The organism is Mesorhizobium sp. M1C.F.Ca.ET.210.01.1.1 (assembly GCF_004791585.1).
GTDB lineage: Bacteria > Pseudomonadota > Alphaproteobacteria > Rhizobiales > Rhizobiaceae > Mesorhizobium.
Map to the genome: position 1 here is coordinate 201394 of NZ_SRUU01000002.1, position 15680 is coordinate 217073.

A 15680-nucleotide genomic window follows, 5' to 3' on the forward strand; every position below is an offset into this window, starting at 1 on the left:
CGCGCCGTCCGCAAGGCGGCGCGCATTTTCATCCGGGCATACAGGCTGATGCTGCTGCAAAGATTCCTTGTTCGTCTTTTGACGATGTTTGTCACGCTGTTCGGCGTGGCTATCGTCGTCTTCGTCGTCATCCGCGTCGCGCCCGGCGATCCGATCGCCATGATGCTGCCACCGGGCGCCAGCGACGACGACATCGCGCGGCTGCGCGCGCTCTACGGCCTGGACAAGAGCATCGTACAGCAGTTCTTCATCTGGCTCGGCGGCATGCTTCACGGCGATTTCGGCACCTCGATCTCGCTGCGGCAGGATGTGCTCGGCCTGGTCTTCAATCGGCTGCCAGCGACGCTTGAGCTGGCGACCGTCGCGCTGCTGGTGGCGATCGCGATGGGCGCTGCGGCGGCGATCCTCGGCGCGCGCTCGCGCGGCACGGCGGTCGAAGCCGGCATCGACATCGCCAGCGGCGCGACGCTGTCCATACCCGACTTCCTGTGGGGCCTGGTGCTGATCCTGCTGTTCGGCGTGCTGGTGCCGGTGTTCGACATTTCCGGCCGGGTATCGCCGCAGCTCGACCTGCCCTTCGTCACGCAGTTCTATCTCGCCGAGAGCATGCTTCGGCTGCGCTTCGATCTCACCTGGGATCTCATCAAGCACATGCTGATGCCGGCGGTTGCGCTGGCCCTGCCGCTGGCGGCGATCATCGCGCAGCTCCTGAAGCAATCACTGAAGGAAGTGCTCGACCTCGACTATGTCGTGCTGGCCAGGGTCAAAGGTTTTTCCGAAACGCAGGTCATCCTGCGCGAGGTGTTGAAGAACGCGGCACTGCCGACGCTGACCTTGGTCGGCGTGCAGTTCACCTTCCTGATCGGCGGCACGGTGATCGTCGAGCGGCTGTTCTCCTATGAGGGCCTCGGCAACATGGCGATCGATGCCGTGATCAACCGCGACCTGCCGCTGATCCAGGGCATCGTGCTGGTCTTCGCGCTGCTCTTCGTGCTGATCAACCTTGCCGTCGACATGATGTATGCGCTGCTCAATCCGAGGCTGCGCCATGGATGAGGCGCGCATCTCAAGACGCGGGTTGAGCCCGCGACTGTGGCTGGCGGGCGGGTGGCTGCTTATTGCGCTGCTTGCGGCGATCTTCGCGCCGCTGATCGCGCCGCAGGACCCGCTGGCGCAGGACCTGATGCTGGAACGGCTGCCGCCCTTCTGGCTCGACGGCGCCGAGCCCGGCTATTGGCTGGGCACCGACAGCCTCGGCCGGGATCTGCTGTCGCGCCTGATCTTCGGCGGCCGCATCGCCTTCATCGTCGCCTTCGCCGCGGCGACGTCCGCCTGCCTCATCGGCTCGGCGCTCGGACTGATCGCCGGCTATTTCGGCGGCTGGGCCGACCGCATCATCTCGCGCATCGTCGATGTCTGGATGGCGTTCCCGCCGGTGCTGTTCGCGATCCTCTTGGTGGCGGTGCTGGGCACCGGCTTGAGCTCCGTCATCATCGCGATTGCCGTCATCGACTGGACGCGCTTCTGCCGGGTGATCCGCGCCGAGGCGATGAGCCAGGCGCGCATGGACTATGTCGAGAGCGCGCGCATCGCCGGCTATGGCCGCATCGGCATCATGCTGCGCGAGGTGCTGCCCAATGTGCTGCCTTCTGTGGTGGCGCTGCTGTCGCTCGAAATGGGCATCGCCGTCATCGTCGAGGCGATCCTGTCCTTCGTCAATCTGTCGATCTCGACCGACGATCCGACCTGGGGCGGCATCATCGCCGAAGGCCGGCTGTCGATCCATCAGGCATGGTGGGTGCTGGTGTTCCCGCTGATCACGCTGATCCTCACCGTGCTCTCCTTCAGCCAGTTCGGCGAAGGCCTGAAGGCACGCTTCGATCCGGTGCTGCGATGAGCCCTTGCCTCGAAATCCGCCGCTTGAGCGCCGTGCTGCCGGACGGCCAGCGCGTGCTGCGCTCGATTTCGCTCAACGTTCAGCCGGGCGAGGTGCGCGCGCTGGTCGGTGAGAGCGGCGCCGGCAAGACGATGATCGGCAAGGCGGTGCTCGGCGTCCTGCCGAAAAGCGTGCGCATCGTGGAAGGCGAGATGCTGATCGAAGGCGAGGACCTCGGCCGCCTCGATGCGAAGGCGCGGCGGGCCCTGATCGGCGCGCGCACGGCGCTGATCCCGCAGGATCCGCTCACCGCGCTCAATCCGTCGCGCCGCATCGGCCCGCAGACGACCGACAGGCTGGTGCGCATCCTCGGCTGGAGCGGCGAGAGGGCCGACAAGCGCATCCGGCAATTGCTCGACGAGGTGCATATCCGCGATCCGGAACGAGTGCTGAGGAGCTATCCGCATGAGCTGTCCGGCGGCATGCGCCAGCGCGTCCTCATCGCGGCGGCCTTCGCGGCGGAACCCAGGCTGATCGTCGCCGACGAACCGACGACGGCGCTCGACGTGACCGTGCAGAAGCAGATCCTGCGGCTGATCGCCGAACTGCAGCGCGACCACGGCACGGCGATCCTGTTCGTGACCCACGATCTCGGCGTGGTCGCCAAGATCAGCCAGAAAGTGTCGGTGCTCTATGCCGGCAAGGTGGTCGAGGAAGCCGAGACTGCCGATCTCTTCGCAGCGCCCCAGCACCCCTATACGCGGGCGCTGATCGCGGCGACGCCGCGCTACACCGATCCCTACGCTTCGCTGAAGCCGGTGGACGAAACCGTGCTCGCGGGGCTCACTGCCGAGATCGCCGCCGCCGACAAGGCATGGAGGCCCAGCCATGACTGAGCCGCTGTTTTCCGTGCGCGGGCTGAATGTGGCGCTGCCCGACATGACGCGCAAGCCGCTGATCGGCCGCGCGCCACCTGCGGAAATCCTCAAGGGTCTCGATTTCGACCTGCCGAAGGGGTCGGTCACCGGCATCGTCGGCGAATCCGGCTCGGGCAAGTCGACGCTCGGCCGCGCGCTGGTCAGGCTGATCGAGCCGAGCGCAGGCTCGATCCGCTTCGATGGGCGCGACATCAGCCATCTTTCCGAAGCCGACCTCAGACCGCTGCGCCGCGACCTGCAGATGATCTTCCAGGACCCGATGTCGTCACTCAATCCGCGGCATACGATCTTCACCATCATCGCAGCACCCTTGAGGCAGAACGGCCTGGGCGACAGGCTGAAGGAACGCGTGGCCGAGGCCCTGCAGCGCGTTGGCCTGCCGCAGAATTTTGCCGGCCGCTACCGCCACGAGCTGTCCGGCGGCCAGCGCCAGCGCGTCGGCATCGCGCGGGCGCTGGCGCTGTCGCCGAAATTCGTGTTGGCCGACGAGATCGTCTCCGGCCTCGACGTCTCGACGCAGGCGCAGATCCTGACGCTACTGGAAAAGCTGGCGGCCGAGATGGGCCTGACCATCGCCTTCATTAGCCATGATTTGTCGGTGATCCGGCGGCTCTGCCAGCAGGTCATCGTCATGCGCGAAGGCAGGATCGTCGAATTGAGCGCCACCGATGCGCTGTTCGACAATCCGAAGGAGGCCTACACGCGCGACCTGCTTGCCGCCATTCCGCTGCCCGAGATTGACGCGGACTGGCTGCGGCCGCCGGCGAAGGCGCCGGCATAAAGGCTGTTCATGCCGCACGCCGAACAGCGGGCCTCGGATGTGCGCAATGATCAAGTCAGCCCGCCAAGGGAGGGTGACATGAACCATGCAATCGGCGGCACGATGCTCGCGGCAATCTTGTTCGGCTCAATGGGAGCGGCTTCTGCCGATTCGATCCCCGGCATGCGCGGACACGACCATACCGGCGTCACCGTGCCGGACATGAAGCAGGCCGTCGACTTCTTCACCAATGTCGTCGGCTGCAAGAAGGCGATGTCGTTCGGCCCGTTCGCCGACGACAAGGGCACCTTCATGCAGGACCTGCTCGGCGTCGATCCGAAGGCGGTGATCGAGGAGATCACCATGGTCCGCTGAGGCACCGGTTCCAACATCGAGCTGTTCAAATACACCGCGCCCGACCAGAAGGACCTGCAGCCGAAGAACAGCGATATCGGCGGCTTCCACATCGCCTTCTATGTCGACGATGTTGCGGCCGCCAAGACCTATCTCGACGCCAAGGGCGTGAAGACAAGGCTGGGACCGCTGCCGGTCAAAGAGGGGCCGGCCGCCGGCCAGACCATCCTCTATTTCCAGGCACCCTGGGGCCTGCAGTTCGAGGCGATCAGCTATCCGCAAGGCATGGCCTACGAGAAAGGCGCCGAGACGGTGCTGTGGAACCCCAAGGATCCGGCCAAGTGACCAGTTCCATGAGCGTCCGGGGATTGTTCAACTATGAAACTTTAAGCTTGAAATAATTTCCGAATGGCGCGATACTGACAATCGGAGCCGCCGGCGATGACGGCGGTTCCGGATGCGAAGAGGAGATCGCAAGACATGAAGGTTGCGGTTCTCGGCGGCGGACCGGCCGGACTCTACTTTGCCATCTCGCTGAAGCTGCGCGACGCCGCGCATGAGGTGACGGTCTATGAGCGCAACCGCCCGGACGACACGTTCGGCTGGGGCGTGGTGCTGTCTGCCGAGACGCTGGACAACCTGACCAGGAACGACCCGGTCAGCGCGGTCTGGATCAAGAAGCATTTCGCCTATTGGGACGATATCGCCGTTGTCCATGACGGCGTGCGAACCGTTTCCACCGGCCACGGCTTCTGCGGCATCGGCCGCAAGCGGCTCTTGATCCTGCTGCAGCGCAGGGCGCGCGAGCTCGGCATCAAGTTGATGTTCGAGACCGAGATCTCGGACCCCAGGCCGTTCATGGAAACGCATGACCTTGTGGTCGCGTCCGACGGGCTGAACTCGAGGTCACGCGCGGCTTTCGCCGATGTCTTCAAGCCGGACATCGACACCCGCAAATGCAAGTTCGTGTGGCTCGGCACGACGCAGAAATTCGACGACGCCTTCACCTTCATCTTCGAGAAGACGGAGCATGGCTGGGTGTGGGCGCATGCCTACCAGTTCGACAGCGAGACCGCGACCTTCATCGTCGAATGCAGCGAGCAGACTTGGGCTGCCTTCGGCTTCGGTGCGATGACGCAGCAGGAATCGATCGCGGTCTGCGAGCGCATCTTCGAAAAGCATCTCGGCGGCCATCCGCTTATGACCAACGCCAACCACATCAGAGGTTCGGCCTGGATCAACTTCCCGCGCGTGCTGTGCGAGCGCTGGTCGTACAAGAACCTGGCACTGATGGGCGATGCGGCTGCGAGCGCGCATTTCTCCATCGGCTCCGGCACCAAGCTCGCATTGGAAAGCGCCGTCGCGCTCGCCGATTACGTCGAGTCCGAGTCGGACCTCGAGGCAGCCTTCCGCAAATACGAGGACGCGCGGCGCACCGAGGTGCTGAAGCTGCAGTCGGCGGCGCGCAACTCGCTCGAATGGTTCGAGGAGGTCGAGCGCTATCTCGGCCTCGACCCGGTGCAGTTCAACTATTCGCTGCTCACCCGCTCGCAGCGCATCAGCCACGAGAATTTAAGGTTGCGCGACGCCGAATGGCTGGCGGGCGCTGAGGAATGGTTCCAGCGCAAGGCCGGCGCCGGCGGCAACAGCTTACGCCGCGCGCCGATGTTCGCGCCGTTCAGGCTGCGCGACATGGCGCTCAGCAACCGCATCGTCGTCTCGCCGATGGCGCAGTACAGGGCGGTCGACGGCTGCCCGACCGACTGGCATTTCGCCCACTATGCCGAGCGCGCCAAGGGCGGCGCCGGCCTCGTCTATATCGAAATGACTTGCGTCAGCCCCGAGGGCCGCATCACCCCCGGCTGTACGGGCTTCTACAAGCCGGAACATGAGGTCGCCTGGAAGCGCCTGGTCGATTTCGTCCATGCCGAGACGGAAGCAAAAATCTGCGCCCAGATCGGGCATTCCGGCGCCAAGGGTTCGACCCGGCTCGGCTGGGAAGGAACGGACGAGCCGTTGCCATCCGGCAACTGGCCGGTGATGGCGCCTTCGGCAATCCCGTGGTCGCCCGAGAACCAGGTGCCGAAGGCGATGGACCGCGCCGACATGGATGCTGTGCGCGACCAGTTCGTCGCCTCGGCGGAGATGGCCGAACGCTGCGGCTTCGACATGCTGGAGATCCATGCCGCGCATGGCTATCTGCTCTCCGCCTTCATCACGCCGCTAACCAACAGGCGCACCGACGACTATGGCGGCTCGCTGGAAAACCGGATGCGCTATCCGCTGGAAATCTTCCATGCGGTGCGCAGGGTGTGGCCGGAGGAAAAGCCGATCTCGATGCGCATCTCGGCCAATGACTGGGTGGGCATCGAGGGCGTGACGCCGGCCGAAGCGGTCGAGATCGCCAGGCTTCTGCATCAAGCCGGCGTCGACCTCTGCGACGTCTCGGCCGGCCAGACCACCATCGCCGCCAGGCCGGTCTATGGCCGCATGTTCCAGACGCCGTTCTCCGACCGCATCCGCAACGAGGTCGGCATGGCGACGATGGCTGTCGGCAACATCTACGAGCCCGACCACGCGAATTCGATCCTGATGGCCGGACGCGCCGATCTGGTGGCGCTGGCAAGGCCGCATCTCACCGACCCCTACTGGACGCTGCATGCGGCGGTGGCGCTCGGCGACCGCGGCGTCAAATGGCCGGATCCATATCTGCGCGGACGCGACCAGATCTACCGGCTGGCCGAGCGCGAAGCGGCAGCGGGGTTGAAGGTATGACCTCGGCTCTGGCAATCATGGGCAGGCACGCCCTGGTCACCGGCGGCGGCTCCGGCGTTGGGCGCTCGATCGCGTTGGCGCTGGCGGGCGCGGGCGTCAACGTCACCATATGCGGCCGGCGCGAGGCGGCGCTGGCGGAAGTGGCCCGCGAGAACGACCGCATCGTTGGCATTGCCGCCGATGTCACCGATGAAGCGGAAATGGCCGCCCTCCATGAGAAAGCGGAAGCCGCGCGCGGACCGATCGACATCGTGGTCGCCAATGCCGGCATGGCCGGCAGCGCTCCGGCGCACAAGATTTCGCTGGCCGACTGGCGACGCTCCCTCGATGTCAACCTCACCGGCGCCTTCCTGACGGTGAAGCCGGCGCTGGCCGGCATGCTGGCGCGAAAGTCGGGCCGCATCGTCTTCGTCGCCTCGACGGCGGGTCTCAAGGGCTACGCCTATGTCGCGCCTTATGTCGCGGCCAAGCATGGTGTCGTCGGGCTGATGCGTTCGCTTGCCGCAGAGACCGCCAAATCCGGCGTTACCGTCAATGCGGTGTGCCCAGGCTTCGTAGAAACCGACATGTTGGAAGAGTCCGTCCGGCGCATCGTAGAAAAAACCGGCCGCGCCGCCGATGAGGCGCGGGCGAGCCTTGCCGCGATCAATCCGCAGGGCCGCTTCATCCAGCCTGAAGAGGTAGCCGCCGCGGTGCTGTGGCTGTGCGGCGACGCCGCGCGATCGATCACCGGGCAGGCGATCTCCGTCTCGGGAGGCGAAACATGGTAGCGGGACCGACATCCGCCGGTCCGGGCAAGGACAGGCTGCGCCTGTGGATACGCCTGCTGCGCGCCTCGCGCACCATCGAGGCCGAACTGCGCGAGCGGCTGAAGAAGGAGTTCGACACCACGCTGCCGCGCTTCGACGTGATGGCGGCGCTTTACCGGTCGCCGGAAGGCATGCTGATGAGCGACCTGTCGCGATTCCTGCTGGTGTCGAACGGCAACGTCACCGGCATCGTCGACCGGCTGGTTTCGGAAGGGCTTGTCACCCGCGCGCGCCGCAACGGCGACCGCCGCACCTCGATGGTGCGGCTGACCGAGGAAGGTTCGAGGTCTTTCGCGGCAATCGCCGCTGCGCATGAAAGCTGGGTCGGCGAGTTGCTCGGCAATGTCAGCGAGGACGAGGCGCGCAGGCTTGCCGGCATGCTGAAATCGTTCCGCAGCAATTGGGAGGGACGCGAATGAGCGCCATGGCCAAGCTCAAGCCGAAGCACTTCCTCTGGGAGGTCGAAGGCCGGGTGGCAAAGATCCGGCTCGACCGGCCGGAGCGCAAGAACCCGCTGACCTTCGACAGCTATGCGGAGCTGCGCGACACCTTTCGCGACCTTGTCTATGCCCAGGATGTCGACGCCGTCGTGTTCCTGCCCAATGGCGGCAATTTCTGCTCGGGCGGCGATGTCCACGACATCATCGGGCCGCTGGTGAAGATGGACATGAGGGCGCTGCTCGCCTTCACGCGCATGACCGGCGACTTCGTCAAGGCGATGCTTAACTGCGGCAAGCCTATCATCTCTGCCGTCGACGGCGTGGCGGTCGGCGCCGGCGCCATCATCGCCATGGCCTCCGACATCCGCATCGCCACGCCGGAGGCAAAGACCGCCTTTCTGTTCACCCGCGTCGGCCTCGCCGGCTGCGACATGGGTGCCTGCGCGATCCTGCCGCGCATCATCGGCCAGGGCCGCGCGGCCGAGCTGCTCTATACCGGCCGCACCATGAGCGCGGCCGAAGGCGAGCGCTGGGGTTTCTACAACCGCCTGGTCGAGCCGGCCGCGCTCGAGGCCGATGCGCTCGACATGGCGGCGCGCATCGTCTCCGGACCGACCTTCGCGCACGGCATCACCAAGACGCAGCTCAACCAGGAATGGTCGATGGGCCTCGACCAGGCGATCGAGGCGGAAGCGCAGGCGCAGGCGATCTGCATGCAGACCGGCGACTTCGAGCGGGCGTACAAGGCGTTCGTCGCTAAGGAAAAGCCGGTGTTCGAGGGGAATTGAGGATGTTGTCTTCGCTCAAGAAGGGCGCAAATGCCTGACCGTTCCTTCCTCTCGTGGCCCTTCTTCGACGACCGCCACCGCGAACTCGCCGAACGTCTCGACGCCTGGTGCGCGAAAAACCTTCCCGTCGATCGCCACGATGTCGACGCCGCCTGCCGCGCGCTGGTGGGGAAGCTTGGCCGCGACGGCTGGCTGAAGCCGACGGCGCTCGATCCCGCCAACCCCGGACCGCTCGACGTGCGCACGCTCTGCATCACGCGCGAAACGCTTGCCCGTCATGACGGTCTGGCCGACTTCGCCTTTGCCATGCAGGGCCTCGGCACCGGCGCGATCTCGCTGTTCGGCACGCCGGACCAGCAGCGCTGGCTGGAAAAGACCCGGGCCGGCCAGGCAATCTCGGCCTTTGCACTGTCGGAGCCGCGCTCAGGCTCGGATGTCGCCAACATGGAGATGACGGCTGTCCGCGACGGCGACTTCTACCTGCTGTCGGGCGAAAAGACCTGGATCTCCAATGGCGGCATCGCCGACCTCTACGTCGTCTTCGCTCGCACCGGCGAGGCGACTGGCGCCAAGGGAATTTCCGCCTTCATCGTGCCAGGCGACGTCAAGGGCCTTGGCGTTGCCGAACGGCTGGAAGTGATCGCGCCGCATCCGCTTGCCCGGCTGTCGTTCGACAAGGTCCGCGTCCCGACTTCGGCCCTGATCGGCAAGCCCGGCGACGGTTTTCGTATCGCCATGTCGGTGCTCGACGTCTTCCGCTCGACCGTTGGCGCCGCGGCCCTCGGCTTCGCCCGCCGGGCACTGGATGAAAGCATCAAGAGGGTGGCCGAACGGGAACTCTTCGGCGCTGCGATGGCCGAACTGCAGATGGTGCAGGGCCACATCGCCGACATGGCGCTCGATGTCGACGCCGCCGCGCTGCTCATCTACCGCGCCGCCTGGACCAAGGACATGGGCGCTGCGCGGGTGACGCGCGAGGCGGCGATGGCTAAGCTTTTTGCCACCGACAAGGCGCAGGAGGTGATCGACAAGGCGGTGCAGCTGCATGGCGGCGACGGCGTGCGCAAGGGCCACATCGTCGAGAGCCTCTATCGCGAGATCCGTGCGCTGCGCATCTATGAGGGCGCTTCCGACGTGCAGAAGGTGGTGATCGCCAGGCAGGTCATGGGAGCGGCGTAACGCCATGCTTGCGAACCGCATTTGAAATAGGGGGAGGCTAGACATGCACACCATCCTGCAGCCTGAAGGCTGGGCCAAACCGATCGGCTACGCCAATGGCGTCGCGGCGCGCGGGCGGCTGGTGTTCGTCGGCGGCCAGGTCGGCTGGAATGCCGAGGGCAAATTCGAGACCGACGACTTCGTCGGCCAGGTGCGCCAGACGCTCGCCAATATCGTTGCGGTGCTCGCGGAAGCCGACGGAGAGCCGCAGCACATCACCTCGATGACCTGGTACTTCACCGACAAGGCCGAATATATCGCCAACCTCAAGGGGATCGGCGAAGCCTACCGCGCCGTCATCGGCCGGCACTTTCCGGCGATGGCCGCCATGCAGGTGGTGGCGCTGGTCGAGGACCGCGCCAAGGTGGAAATCCAGGCCACCGCAGTTATTCCCGACTGAAATCAACCAGCGGCATCGCCATAATCTCCGACAGCGGCGATGTTGCCGGCCTGCGCCGGCTTTTCACTTAGCCCAATTTGTGATCAGATGATCACGCCTGCTCCGGCAGGCGCGTTTCACATTTGTCCGCACATAGACTTTGTCGGCCGCTAAGGAAAGCAAAAGCGTGGCTCTGGGCTTCGAACCGATATCGGGACGTATCACCGTCCAGGATGGCGTCTATCAGCAGCTTCGCCATGCCCTGATGGTCGGCAGCTTCGACCCTGGACAGGTGCTGACCATCGCCTCGCTGGCCGAGGCCTTCGGCACGTCCAACATGCCGGTGCGCGAGGCACTGCGGCGGCTGGCTGCGGAGAATGCGCTGGAGATCTCACAGAACGGCTCGGCCTGCGTGCCGGTGGTGACACGAGCGCGGCTCGACGACCTCTGCCGGGCCCGCCTCGCCGTCGAAGGGCTGGCCGCCGAGCTCGGCGCGCCGCGTCTCACCGCAGCCGAGATCGCCTCGCTGCAGAGGGTCACCGACGACCAGCAGGCGATCGGCCGCGACGGCAGCATCTACGAGCTGATCGCCAAGAACCAGCAATTCCATTTCACCATCTATCGCGCCTCCGGCTCCGACGTGCTGTTCCAGCTCATCGAGACGCTGTGGCTGCGTTTCGGCCCTTACATGCGGCTTTTGTCCAACCATGTCGCGCCACTGATGCGCGCCGGCACCATGGAGCCATCGGGCCGGCACGTCGCGATCATCGCGGCGCTGAAGGACAAGGACTTTGTCCGCGCCCGCGACGAAGTGGTGGCCGACATCACTGCGACGCAGATGACGTTGCGCACCATCTGCCCGGATGTGCCGGAGCCGAGGCCGATCGATTTCGCCGCCTTTGGCAGGGCGCCCTGACAAAGCGGCGGAAGACGGGCTTCAGAACCACCTGTCGCAGGCCCTGGACCAAGAGAACAGCCGGATTTTGAAGCGCTGATCGGCATTTCTTTAGCCGCGGCGATTGATCCCTGTCCGCTTTTGTGATCACATGATCACAAGGAACGTGAGGCAGCAAATGTCCGGCTATTTTCTCTATCATTCGATCGGCACTTTCCCCGGCAAGGCCGAGCGGATGGCCGCCGCGCTGACAGAGTTTTCCTCTATCTGGTCGGCGGAAGACGACGGCCAGTGGCCGGCCGCCCTTGCCGCGCGGCAGCGCTTCATCGACGCGTGGACGCGGCTGATCGAGGCGCCGCGGAGCACGCTGACCAGCGCCGAGAACGTCACCTCAGCTCTCTACAGCCTGATCGGCGCCTTGCCGGCCGAGCGTCTGGCGGGAAAGCGGCTGCTGGTTGCGGCCGACTGTTTTCCGAGCCTGCATTTCCTGCTCGCAGGGCTCGCCAAGCGTTTCGGCTTCACGCTCGACACCGTGCCGCTGCGGCCGGGCGAGAGCTGGGTGCGCGACGAGGATTTTATCGCCCGCTGGCAGGACGATGTCGGACTGGCGCTTATCACCTTCGTCACCTCGACGGCCTCGCATCGCTGTGACGTCGAACGGCTCGCCGCGCATGGCCGCGCCTTGGGCAGCATCGTCGGCGTCGACGTCACGCAGGGCATCGGCGTGGCACCGTTTTCCGTTGCCGCGACGCCGGTCGATTTCGTCGTTTCCACATCGCTCAAATGGCTGTGCGGTTCTTCCGGCGCGGGCATCTTGCAAGTCGCGCCGCACCTTCTCGCGACATGCCGGCCGGAGCTGCGCGGCTGGTTCAGCCAGCCCAACCCGTTCTCCTGGGACCTCGACGCCTTCACCTATGCCGAAGATGCGCGGCGCTTCGATCATGGCACGCCGGCGATCCTGGCGAGCGTCGCCTCGCTGCCCGGACTGGAATGGGTGGAAAAGACCGGCATCGACGCCATCCGCACGCAGAACGCCGCGCTCGTCGAGAGCGTCATTGGCGCGGCGTTGGACAATGGCTGGGAGGTCCGTTCGCCGCTCGATGCCGGCGAGCGCGGCGGCAGCGTCATGCTCGGCCTGCCGCAAGGCGCAGAGCCAACGAAGATCATCGCGGCGCTGCGCGACGAGCGGCTTTTCTGCGACGCGCGCGGCACGACGCTGCGGCTGTCGCCCGGCATGGTCACCACGGAGGCGGCGGTCGAAACACTGATTGCCAAACTGCAGGAGCATTTCGGTTCGCGGCGGCGCCGCGCATCCTGATTTCAGGCACCGCCTCGCCTGCGGCGTCCGGGAGTTGGGCGCCGGAAGGAGCGGATGAGAAACCGAACCAGAGGGAAGCAAAGATGTTGAAACGTCTAGGACTGATTGGGGTGATCGTCGCCGCGGGCGTCGCCTTCGCGGCGCCGGCCTTTGCCGACAAGATCATGGTGGGCGCCTACCCGGCCAACCCGCCATGGGAATACAAGACCGATTCCGGCGGCTTTGAAGGTTTCGAGATCGACGTCGCCAACGACGTCGCCAAGCGCATCGGCGCCGATGTCGAATTCCAGGACCTCGGCTTCCAGGCGCTGTTCGCGGCGACCGCTTCGGGCCGCATCGACTTCGCCGTTTCATCGATCTCGGTCACCAAGGAGCGGCTGCAGAACCAGGGCTTCACGCAAGCCTATTACGACAGCGACGGCACCATCGTCGGCAAGGCGGATTCCACCATCAAGTCGCTCGACGACCTCAAGGGCAAGACCATCGGCGTGATCGCCGGCTCGACCGGCGAAGCCTATATGAAGGAGAACGCCGCCAAGCTCGGCGTCTCCGAGACCAAAAGCTACAACGCCCAGCAGGACCTTTTGCTCGACGTGCAGAACGGCCGCATCGACGGCGGTGCCGGCGAGCTCGCCGGCTTCCTGTTCGCCATCAAGCAGATGCCGGCGCTGAAGATCCTCGTGCGCATCCCGACCGGCGAGCGCTTCGCGATGATGACCAAGAAGGGCCATCCGCTGCTGGAGAAAGTCAACGACGCCATCAGCGAAATGAAGAAGGACGGCAGCATGGCCGCGATCCACAAGAAGTGGTTCGGCGTCGATCCGGAGGCCGGCACCAGCACGGTGACGCCGGGCCCGATCCCGCAATAGGCAGGCTGATTTCAATCCGCGATGAGAGCGCCGGGACTGCCGGCGCTCTCGCTTCACCCGCTCAGGCCGGCGCGGCTGCGATGGACCTGGCATTGCCTTCATGGTGAGCCGATGGAACTGATCGACACCTTCTTCAACTGGGGCATCCTGGTCCGATCGTTTCCGATCCTCATCCGCGGGCTCGGCAACACCATCCTGCTCGGCTGCGCGGCCATCGTCTTCGGCACCATCGCCGGACTGGCGATCTGCCTTGTGCGGCTCTACGCACCGAAGCCGCTGCGGCGGCTGGCAACGCTCTATATCGACATGTTCCGCGCGCTGCCGATCCTGGTGGTGCTGATCCTGATCTACTACGCCCTGCCCTTCGTCGGCATCCGGCTGTCGTCCTTCGTGTCGGCGGCACTTGCGTTGTCGCTGGTGCTCGCCGCCTTCACCGCCGAAGTCTGCCGGGCCGGCATCGAGAACATCCCGAAGGGCCAGTTCGAGGCCGCTGCCGCGCTCGGCCTGCCGTTCTGGGTCGCCATGCGCAAGGTGGTGCTGCCGCAGGCGATCCGCGTCGTCATCCCGCCGCTCACCAGCAACTGCGTCTCGGTGTTCAAGGACACCGCGCTCGCCTCGGTCGTGGCGATGCCCGACCTCCTGAAGCAGGCGACGGACGCGCAGGCGCTGATGGCCAATCCGACGCCGCTGATCGGCGCGGCGATCATCTATCTCGCCTTCCTGTGGCCGCTGGTGCGGCTGGTCGGCTACCTCGAAGCGCGCGGCAAGGCCCGGTCCGGCGCGCATTGATCCCTCCGAACTGACATTGATGACCTGAAGGAGACGTCCGTGAACCAGCACCACGTTTCGAAAGCGCCGGACAGCGCCGCTTCGTTCCCGGTCGAGAAGATCCGCGCCATGTTCCCCGCGCTCCGGCAGGCAGGCGACTTCATCTTCATGGACAACGCCGCCGGCGCGCAGATCCCGCAGAGCGTTCTCGACGCGGTGGCCACCCATCTGGTCGCACACAATGTGCAGCGCGGCGGCCGCTATGGCCGCAGCGTGACGGTCGATCAATCAGTCGCAGAGGCGCGCGAAAGCGTGGCGCTGTTGATCAACGCCTATAGTCCATCCGAAATCTGCTTCGGCATGAACGCCACATCGTTCATCCGCCTGGTCAGCCTCGGCATCGGCCAGATGCTTGCCAAAAACCCGGATGGGGGGCGCGACGAGATCGTTGTCACCGACATGGACCACGACGCCAACATCGCCACCTGGCTGGCGCTCGAGCAGGCCGGCGCGAAGTTCAAATGGTGGCGCATGCGCGAGGACGGCAATCTCCATGTCGACGACCTCAGGGCGCTGATGTCGGAACGCACCCGCCTTGTCGCCTGCACGGTGACGGCGCATTCGATCGGCTCGATCGTCGATGTCGCTTCGGTGGCGAACATCGCGCATGCGGCGGGCGCCGAAGTCTTCCTCGATTGCGTGCATTACGGGCCGCACGGGCTGATCGACGTGCAGGCCTGGGATTGCGACTATCTCGTCTGCTCCGGCTACAAGAATTTCTCGCCGCATATGGGTTTTCTCTGGGGCCGCTTCGAAACGCTGAAGCGGCTGCCGACATTCCGCGAGGATTTCATTCCCAACGAGCCGCCCTACAAGGTCGAGGCCGGCACCTTCATCTACGAGAACGTCTCCGGCATGGACGCCGCGGTGCGCTATCTGGAATCGGTCGGCCGCAATTTCTTGGCCCAGAACAACCGCTCGCGCCGCGACAACATCGTTGCCGGCATGAACGCCATCCGCGACTACGAGCTGATGCTGGCGCGCGAGATGCTGAAGGTGTTGAAGGCGTGCGGCGCCACGATCTATGGCGTTGCCGAGGAAGACCGTATCCACGAGCGCGTGCCGACCTTCTGCTTCAACATCGGCGAGCTCTCGCCGCAAAGGATCGTCGAGGAGATGGCCGCCATGCAGATCGGCATCCGCGACGGCCACATGTATGCGCCGCGGCTGATGAAGCGGCTCAACCTGTCAATGGACAGCGGCGCGATCCGCGCTTCGCTGGTGCACTACAACACGGTGGAAGAGGTGCACCGCTTCGGCGAAGCGCTGCGGACGATCATCGCCAAGCTGTCGTGAGCACTTTGGCGACAACGGCTGTTAGGGCCTGTTGAGACTCAGGTCAGGCCGGGTCGAGAATGGTGACTTGCGAGAACCGGAGCGGAGCGTACTTAAGTACGTGAGCACCGGAAGCGCAGGAAGCCGCCATTCGCAGG

15 protein-coding genes and 1 pseudogene are annotated in these 15680 nt (G+C 65.3%); all 16 read left to right on the plus strand.

Features of this window, described 5'->3' with window-relative positions:
• Positions 1 to 48: 48 nt before the first annotated feature.
• The 16 genes and pseudogenes from EN853_RS03080 to EN853_RS03155 all read left to right on the plus strand — a co-directional run bounded on the left by EN853_RS03080 (position 49) and on the right by EN853_RS03155 (position 15543).
• Positions 49 to 1056 carry an ABC transporter permease gene (locus EN853_RS03080; protein WP_127857799.1) on the plus strand — a complete coding sequence of 336 codons (1008 nt, stop codon included), beginning with the start codon at positions 49 to 51 and terminating at the stop codon, positions 1054 to 1056.
• Entirely contained in the window at positions 1049 to 1897 is an 849-nt protein-coding gene (locus tag EN853_RS03085) for an ABC transporter permease (protein WP_127857800.1), read from the plus strand. Before EN853_RS03080 ends, EN853_RS03085 begins: the two co-directional genes overlap by 8 nt.
• Positions 1894 to 2772, plus strand: coding sequence for an ABC transporter ATP-binding protein (locus EN853_RS03090; protein ID WP_127857801.1), 879 nt, complete (start codon positions 1894 to 1896; stop codon positions 2770 to 2772). Before EN853_RS03085 ends, EN853_RS03090 begins: the two co-directional genes overlap by 4 nt.
• Positions 2765 to 3595, plus strand: coding sequence for an ATP-binding cassette domain-containing protein (locus EN853_RS03095; protein WP_127857802.1), 831 nt, complete (start codon positions 2765 to 2767; stop codon positions 3593 to 3595). Before EN853_RS03090 ends, EN853_RS03095 begins: the two co-directional genes overlap by 8 nt.
• Before the next feature lie 78 nt (positions 3596 to 3673).
• Positions 3674 to 4273: pseudogene (locus EN853_RS03100) on the plus strand (VOC family protein).
• A gap of 135 nt (positions 4274 to 4408) precedes the next feature.
• Entirely contained in the window at positions 4409 to 6703 is a 2295-nt protein-coding gene (locus EN853_RS03105; RefSeq protein ID WP_127857803.1) for a bifunctional salicylyl-CoA 5-hydroxylase/oxidoreductase, read from the plus strand.
• Positions 6700 to 7473: an SDR family NAD(P)-dependent oxidoreductase gene (locus tag EN853_RS03110; protein ID WP_127857804.1), complete on the plus strand. Its 774-nt coding sequence runs from the start codon at positions 6700 to 6702 to the stop codon at positions 7471 to 7473. Before EN853_RS03105 ends, EN853_RS03110 begins: the two co-directional genes overlap by 4 nt.
• A complete protein-coding gene (locus tag EN853_RS03115) occupies positions 7467 to 7931 on the plus strand; it encodes a MarR family transcriptional regulator (protein WP_127857805.1) in 465 nt (154 codons plus the stop codon). Before EN853_RS03110 ends, EN853_RS03115 begins: the two co-directional genes overlap by 7 nt.
• Positions 7928 to 8740: an enoyl-CoA hydratase family protein gene (locus EN853_RS03120; RefSeq protein WP_127857806.1), complete on the plus strand. Its 813-nt coding sequence runs from the start codon at positions 7928 to 7930 to the stop codon at positions 8738 to 8740. Before EN853_RS03115 ends, EN853_RS03120 begins: the two co-directional genes overlap by 4 nt.
• Positions 8741 to 8770: 30 nt before the next feature.
• Positions 8771 to 9919 carry an acyl-CoA dehydrogenase family protein gene (locus EN853_RS03125; protein WP_127857807.1) on the plus strand — a complete coding sequence of 383 codons (1149 nt, stop codon included), beginning with the start codon at positions 8771 to 8773 and terminating at the stop codon, positions 9917 to 9919.
• A gap of 43 nt (positions 9920 to 9962) precedes the next feature.
• Positions 9963 to 10358: a RidA family protein gene (locus EN853_RS03130; protein WP_127857808.1), complete on the plus strand. Its 396-nt coding sequence runs from the start codon at positions 9963 to 9965 to the stop codon at positions 10356 to 10358.
• Between the two features lie 166 nt (positions 10359 to 10524).
• On the plus strand, positions 10525 to 11253 hold the full coding sequence (locus tag EN853_RS03135; RefSeq protein ID WP_127857809.1) for a GntR family transcriptional regulator: 729 nt from the start codon (positions 10525 to 10527) through the stop codon (positions 11251 to 11253).
• 157 nt (positions 11254 to 11410) lie between these two features.
• The gene (locus EN853_RS03140; protein ID WP_127857810.1) at positions 11411 to 12550 is read left to right on the plus strand and encodes an aminotransferase class V-fold PLP-dependent enzyme; all 1140 of its coding nucleotides are present in this window, start codon (positions 11411 to 11413) and stop codon (positions 12548 to 12550) included.
• Between the two features lie 83 nt (positions 12551 to 12633).
• A complete protein-coding gene (locus EN853_RS03145) occupies positions 12634 to 13419 on the plus strand; it encodes an ABC transporter substrate-binding protein (protein WP_127857811.1) in 786 nt (261 codons plus the stop codon).
• A gap of 111 nt (positions 13420 to 13530) precedes the next feature.
• Positions 13531 to 14208, plus strand: coding sequence for an amino acid ABC transporter permease (locus EN853_RS03150; RefSeq protein ID WP_127857812.1), 678 nt, complete (start codon positions 13531 to 13533; stop codon positions 14206 to 14208).
• Between the two features lie 39 nt (positions 14209 to 14247).
• Positions 14248 to 15543, plus strand: coding sequence for a cysteine desulfurase-like protein (locus tag EN853_RS03155; RefSeq protein WP_127857813.1), 1296 nt, complete (start codon positions 14248 to 14250; stop codon positions 15541 to 15543).
• The last annotated feature ends 137 nt before the right edge of the window (positions 15544 to 15680 follow it).

What these genes read in the sequence shown, in the direction of transcription:
- EN853_RS03095 (WP_127857802.1), top strand. Translation starts at nt 2,765, where the DNA reads ATGACTGAGCCGCTGTTTTCCGTGCGCGGGCTGAATGTGGCGCTGCCC.
- EN853_RS03145 (WP_127857811.1), top strand. Translation starts at nt 12,634, where the DNA reads ATGTTGAAACGTCTAGGACTGATTGGGGTGATCGTCGCCGCGGGCGTC.
- EN853_RS03125 (WP_127857807.1), top strand. Translation starts at nt 8,771, where the DNA reads ATGCCTGACCGTTCCTTCCTCTCGTGGCCCTTCTTCGACGACCGCCAC.
- EN853_RS03140 (WP_127857810.1), top strand. Translation starts at nt 11,411, where the DNA reads ATGTCCGGCTATTTTCTCTATCATTCGATCGGCACTTTCCCCGGCAAG.
- EN853_RS03080 (WP_127857799.1), top strand. Translation starts at nt 49, where the DNA reads ATGCTGCTGCAAAGATTCCTTGTTCGTCTTTTGACGATGTTTGTCACG.
- EN853_RS03085 (WP_127857800.1), top strand. Translation starts at nt 1,049, where the DNA reads ATGGATGAGGCGCGCATCTCAAGACGCGGGTTGAGCCCGCGACTGTGG.
- EN853_RS03105 (WP_127857803.1), top strand. Translation starts at nt 4,409, where the DNA reads ATGAAGGTTGCGGTTCTCGGCGGCGGACCGGCCGGACTCTACTTTGCC.
- EN853_RS03130 (WP_127857808.1), top strand. Translation starts at nt 9,963, where the DNA reads ATGCACACCATCCTGCAGCCTGAAGGCTGGGCCAAACCGATCGGCTAC.
- EN853_RS03150 (WP_127857812.1), top strand. Translation starts at nt 13,531, where the DNA reads ATGGAACTGATCGACACCTTCTTCAACTGGGGCATCCTGGTCCGATCG.
- EN853_RS03110 (WP_127857804.1), top strand. Translation starts at nt 6,700, where the DNA reads ATGACCTCGGCTCTGGCAATCATGGGCAGGCACGCCCTGGTCACCGGC.
- EN853_RS03090 (WP_127857801.1), top strand. Translation starts at nt 1,894, where the DNA reads ATGAGCCCTTGCCTCGAAATCCGCCGCTTGAGCGCCGTGCTGCCGGAC.
- EN853_RS03115 (WP_127857805.1), top strand. Translation starts at nt 7,467, where the DNA reads ATGGTAGCGGGACCGACATCCGCCGGTCCGGGCAAGGACAGGCTGCGC.
- EN853_RS03120 (WP_127857806.1), top strand. Translation starts at nt 7,928, where the DNA reads ATGAGCGCCATGGCCAAGCTCAAGCCGAAGCACTTCCTCTGGGAGGTC.